Annotated in this window: 3 protein-coding genes and 1 pseudogene; all 4 read left to right on the top strand. The window is 62.1% G+C overall.

Features of this window, described 5'->3' with window-relative positions; translation table 11 throughout:
* Positions 1–282 (top strand): hypothetical protein (locus tag Q1K49_RS05760; RefSeq protein WP_300523863.1); only part of this gene is annotated, 282 nt, incomplete at its 5' end.
* A gap of 186 nt (positions 283–468) precedes the next feature.
* Entirely contained in the window at positions 469–1,680 is a 1,212-nt protein-coding gene (locus tag Q1K49_RS05755; RefSeq protein WP_300523860.1) for an acyl-protein synthetase LuxE, read from the top strand.
* Between the two features lie 137 nt (positions 1,681–1,817).
* Positions 1,818–4,523 (top strand): acyl-CoA reductase, encoded by a 2,706-nt coding sequence (locus Q1K49_RS05750; protein ID WP_300523857.1) that lies wholly within the window; start codon positions 1,818–1,820, stop codon positions 4,521–4,523.
* A 13-nt stretch (positions 4,524–4,536) separates the two neighbouring features.
* Positions 4,537–4,785 (top strand): annotated as a pseudogene (locus tag Q1K49_RS05745) (hypothetical protein); the annotation flags it as partial.

Below are 4,785 nucleotides of genomic sequence, written 5' to 3'. Positions count from 1 at the left end.
CGAAAAAAAATCGAGTTCATCTCCCTGCGGCTTCCTCTCAGAGATCCGGCGACGCCCTTCCTCTGCGATTCCCTGGAGGAAGAGGGATTTTTCTTCGCGGGGATTCTGCCCCACGCTTCCCGGGGGCCTTTCCTTCTTTTGCAGTACCTGAACAATCAGATCATCGACTACGGCAGGATCAGAATCGCCTCGGACATCGCGGGAGACCTGCTGTCCTATATTCGTTCCTGTGATCCCGGCGAGGATGTTCCGCCGTCTTCCCCGGGAGACGGAAACGCCTGAAGTGCCTGTTTCCGGAGAATGCGTGGCGGTGCTCCATGCCCGTCCTTTCAGGGGATCCGGAGGGGGAAGTGTGTGAATGCGCCGCGTTGACGTGTGTCGTGAGGAGGAATGGTTATGGCGCGATGTATGGGCTGCATGGGATGCCCGGAGGAGGACGCTTCCCGGGAGCGAGGAGATGTCGATGGAATGTCGGAAAGAATGGAGAAGGGCGGACTGAGCGAATGCACCTCCGGGAACGGCGCGGAGGACACGTGTGACGGAGGGCTTTTTCCCGCCGCAGATGCCCTTTGTTCCCTTGAGGACGCCTTTGTCTTCTCTCCGGAGCGAGATGCTCTTTTTGCGGAGGCGCTTTTCGAGAATTACCTGTACCAATACGAGCGACACCCCTTTCTCCGTTCTCTTGCGGTCCGAAGCGGGTTTTCCCCGGAACGGGCGAAAGCCTCGGGAGACATCTACGGCATTCCCCCCCTTTTCGTGGGAACGCTCAAGCTCCATCGTTTCTGCTCCGTTCCGGACGAGGAAATCGTCCTGACGCTCACCAGTTCGGGGACGAGCGGTCAGAAAACGCAGCTTTTGCTGGACACACCCTCTCTCGCCAGGCTTGAGGCGCTCTCCCGGTCTGTCTTCCGGGGACTCGGTTTTGACAGTGTCGAACCTGTGCACTATCTGCTCTTCGGGTATGAGCGGGAGCACGCCGGAGCGGTGGGAACGAGCTGGAGCACCGAACAGAAGATGGCCTGCGCTCCGGCGAAGACCGCGTCCTGGCTTATCCGATGGGACGATGCCTCGCAGGAGTTCGAGTTCGACGCCGTTGCCGCGGCCCGGCGCATTGCCGAGCTCGCCGAGGATGCACCGCTCCGGTTTCTCGGATTTCCTGCCTTCATGTACCGTGCCGTGGAAGAGCTGCGAAAGATCGCTCCCGGGTTACGGGTCGATCCCCGGAGCTTCGTCATCGCCGGAGGCGGATGGAAGAACCACGCGGGAGTTCCCCTGAGCCATGAGGCATTCGCTCGTTTCCTTGAAGAATCCTTGGGATTGCCGAGGGAGAACGTGCGGGACGTGTTCGGCATGGCGGAGCACGGTGTTCCCTATGGAGCTTGCCGCTATGGGCATCATCACGTACCCGTCTTCGGGCGGCTCTCCGTCCGGGATCCCAGGACGTTGGAGGTGCTCCCTCCCGGTGCCGAGGGGCTCTTGCATCTGCTTACCCCCTACAACACCGCCCAGCCGAACTGCTCTCTTCTTGCCACCGACGTGGCCCGCCTCGAAGAGGACTGCCCCTGTGGTCTTCCCGGAACATACATCGCTTCGGTCCGGCGGGGAGGCACGTCCAAGCACAAGGGATGCGCCATCGCGGCCCAGGAGATCCTGGATCGCATGGCCCGTACGAGCGTCTGAGCGGAGGCCCTCCTGCCCGGTGTTTCAATGGATGGCTTGATGCGGGCAGAGGTGTTCCGCCGTCGGGTTCCCTGTTTTGCGGTGCTGTATAGGCCGTGTGAATTCCGAGAAAGACGAGATGTGAAGGAGAGAGGATCATGGAAGCGACTCAGCGCCACTACTTTTTCGGTGAGTTTCTCGAGCTGCCCCAGGACCTGCCCGAGGCGACGGCGGCCCGATTTTTCAACGAAGCGTTTCTGGCGGAACGATCCCGTGCTTTCGCGGCGGTTTCCGTGGACGATGTGCTTGGGGTGCTGCACCGAACGGGAAGACTGCTCGTCGATCCCGAAGGTCCCTATCGCAGGCGTATTCTGGAGAGCATGCCCGCCGTGACGGGCTACTCCCCGGCGCTCGTGGAGAAGGGTGTGGAGGTGCTGGGGACGCTGCTCTCCCGGACGTTTCTTCAGGAGCGCCTCGCCTGTCTGGGGAACTACCGGGCGCTGGACTGTTTCGTCCCCTGGGGACGGGGGAGACTCTCCCGGGCGGTTCCGCTCGGGGCGGTCTGCCACGTTGCTGCGGGAAACATCTTTCTCGGTTCCGTCGATTCCCTCGTGCTCGGTATGTCGACGAAGAACGTGAATGTCCTCAAGATCTCCCGCCAGGATCCGCTTTTTCCGTTTCTTTTTCTCGAGGCTCTTCTCGAAGCCGATCCGCGGGGGCTGGTCGCGCCATACCTGGCTGTCACATCCTGGAGCAGGCGGAATACGGCGGTCGTGTCCCTCGTGAAGCGGGTCTTTGACGGCATTCTGCTTTTCGGAGGCGAGGATGCCGTGCGGGAATACAAGAAGGACCTCGCTCCGAAGACGCAGCTTCTCGCCTTCGGCCCGAAGATCAGTTTCGGCGTCGTGACGGAAGGGCTCGACGACGAGGCGCTCCGGGAGGCTGCGACGGGGTTCGCCCTTGATGTCACGCTCTGGGAGCAGAGAGCCTGCACGAGCTGCCAGAATGTCTTTGTGGAGGATGCCGGAGCGGAAGCGCCGGATCTCTTCGGGAACGAGTCCTCCTATGCGGTGCGTTTTTCCCGTTATCTCGCGGACGCCCTGGCGGAGGAAGCGAAGGCCTTTCCGCCCGGAAGGGCGGAGCTGGACGAGCTGGTGGAGATCCGCAAGGAACGGGAACTGGCTGCGTGGAAAAGTTTTCAGGGGAAGGCGCGATTGTTCGAAGTCGCCGGCGGTGACGCTGCGGTGATTCTTCAGGAGGGGGCGGACGTAGTGCCCTCTCCACTGAACCGGACGGTCTACGTGAACCGTGTGCGGCGGATCGAGGATGTGACCGAGGGCAATCTCCGCGTCATGGGCTACTACATGTCCACTGTGGGTCTTGCGGCGCCGGAGGAACGGCTGCAGAGCGCTCTGGAGGCCATGCTCGGTCTGGGAGTGCTCCGTTTCTGTCGTCCCGGCACGATGGGACTCGGTGCCGATCCCTCCGCCTCCCACGACGGCGTTTTCATTCCTTTGCAGCTCGTGCGCTTCGTGAACCGAGAGGACATCTCCCCGGATTCGCTCGGTCAGGATTTTCTCCTCCGGGCAAGCAGGGATCAAGAGCTGCTTGCCCGGATCAACGCCATTCTGGAGATCGCCACGGCGAGTCCCTTCTATCGGGAGCGCTATGCCTCGCGTGTGCCTTCTCTTCCTCTCGCATCACTTGAAGACCTGAAAAACGTTCCCTTCCTCGAAAAGGCGGACCTGGCGGCCCATTGCCCTCCCTTCGACACGGCCATGCTCACCCGGGAGCCCCGGGGAGCCTATTTCTTCGCCTCCGGAGGAACTTCGGGAAAACCCCGCTACGTCGCGTGGTCCGCCGAGGAGTTCGACCTTGCGGGACACATCACGGGGCGGGGATTCCGGATGCTGGGGATCGGCCCGGAGGACACGGTGGCGAATCTCCTCCGGGCGGGGGCGCTCTGGACGGGATTTCTCGCCTTCGATCGGGCACTTGAGGAGACGGGGTGTCGCATTCTCTCCATGACCTACAACCAGAGTGACGAGGAAACCCTGGAGATGCTCGCCACGTTTCGCCCCACGGCGATCATGGCCATGTCCAGCGCGCTCGTTTCTCTCGCGGAGGCGGTGGAGCGAACGGGCTGGAGCGGCTCGGTGCCGAAGGTCTTCTTTACGGGAGAGCCTCTTCCCGAGTCGGCCCGGGAGTACGTGGCGCGGGCCTTCCGGGCCGAATGCATCGCCTCGCCGCTCTACGGTGCCGTGGAGATCGGCCCCATGGGATACCAGTGTTCCCACTGCGGTCCCACGGAATTCCACGTCACCGATGAATGGTGTTACACGGAACTCCTGGAGGACGGAGAAATCGTGGCCACCACGCTGGAGAGGCGCCTTCACCCTCTGATTCGCTATCGTCTGGGAGACCGGGCAGAGTGGGTTGCGGGGGCATGTGCATGCGGCTCCCGGTCGCCCCGGTTCCGCCTTCTCGGCAGGATCGACGACTACGTGCGGGTTCACTTCGGAAAACTGTATCTGGAGGAGGTCGCCCAGGCGCTTCGCGCCTTTCCGGAGCTTTCCTCGGATTTTCAGATCGTTGTGGACCCGTTGGGAGAGCGCGCTCGGGTGACCTTTACCGTGGAAAGCCTTCCGGGACGCCTTTCCGGGACGCCCCGGACTCAGGAGTCCAGGGATACGGTGGAACTGGAGCGACGCATCTGCGACGCCATCGTCGCCAAGGCGAAAGTCTACGCGGATCCGCGCAATCTCAAGCTTGAGGAACTGGTGGCCCGGGTTGTTCCGCCGCAGTCCATCCCCCGGGTGCAGCGCACGGGGAAAATCCGCCGCATCGTGGACAGACGGGTTTGAGAGGGAGGGACTTATGCGTTCCGCTCGTACTGCATCGATGAAGGAAATGAAGGAATGGGCGCTCTTTTTTCTCCCTCTGATGGGAGTTCTCGGGGTTGCCGCTTCCAGGAACGCGCCCTGGGCTCCCGTGTCGGCCTCGACATTGCAGAGTTTCGCCGCCATTTTCATCAGCATCGTGCTGGAGGCCATGCCCTTTGTTCTGCTGGGTGTCTTCGTCTCCTCGCTCATCCAGTTCTTCGTCTCCGAGGAAATGATAACCCGC

Source organism: Aminiphilus sp. (assembly GCF_029975095.1).
GTDB lineage: Bacteria > Synergistota > Synergistia > Synergistales > Aminiphilaceae > Aminiphilus.
Note: the sequence above shows the minus strand (reverse complement) of the source record. Positions and strands in the feature narration are given on the sequence as shown.

Bases quoted from the DNA above. Each gene is read 5' to 3' on its own strand.
- Q1K49_RS05750 (WP_300523857.1), top strand. From the start codon at position 1,818: ATGGAAGCGACTCAGCGCCACTACTTTTTCGGTGAGTTTCTCGAGCTG.
- Q1K49_RS05755 (WP_300523860.1), top strand. From the start codon at position 469: ATGTCGGAAAGAATGGAGAAGGGCGGACTGAGCGAATGCACCTCCGGG.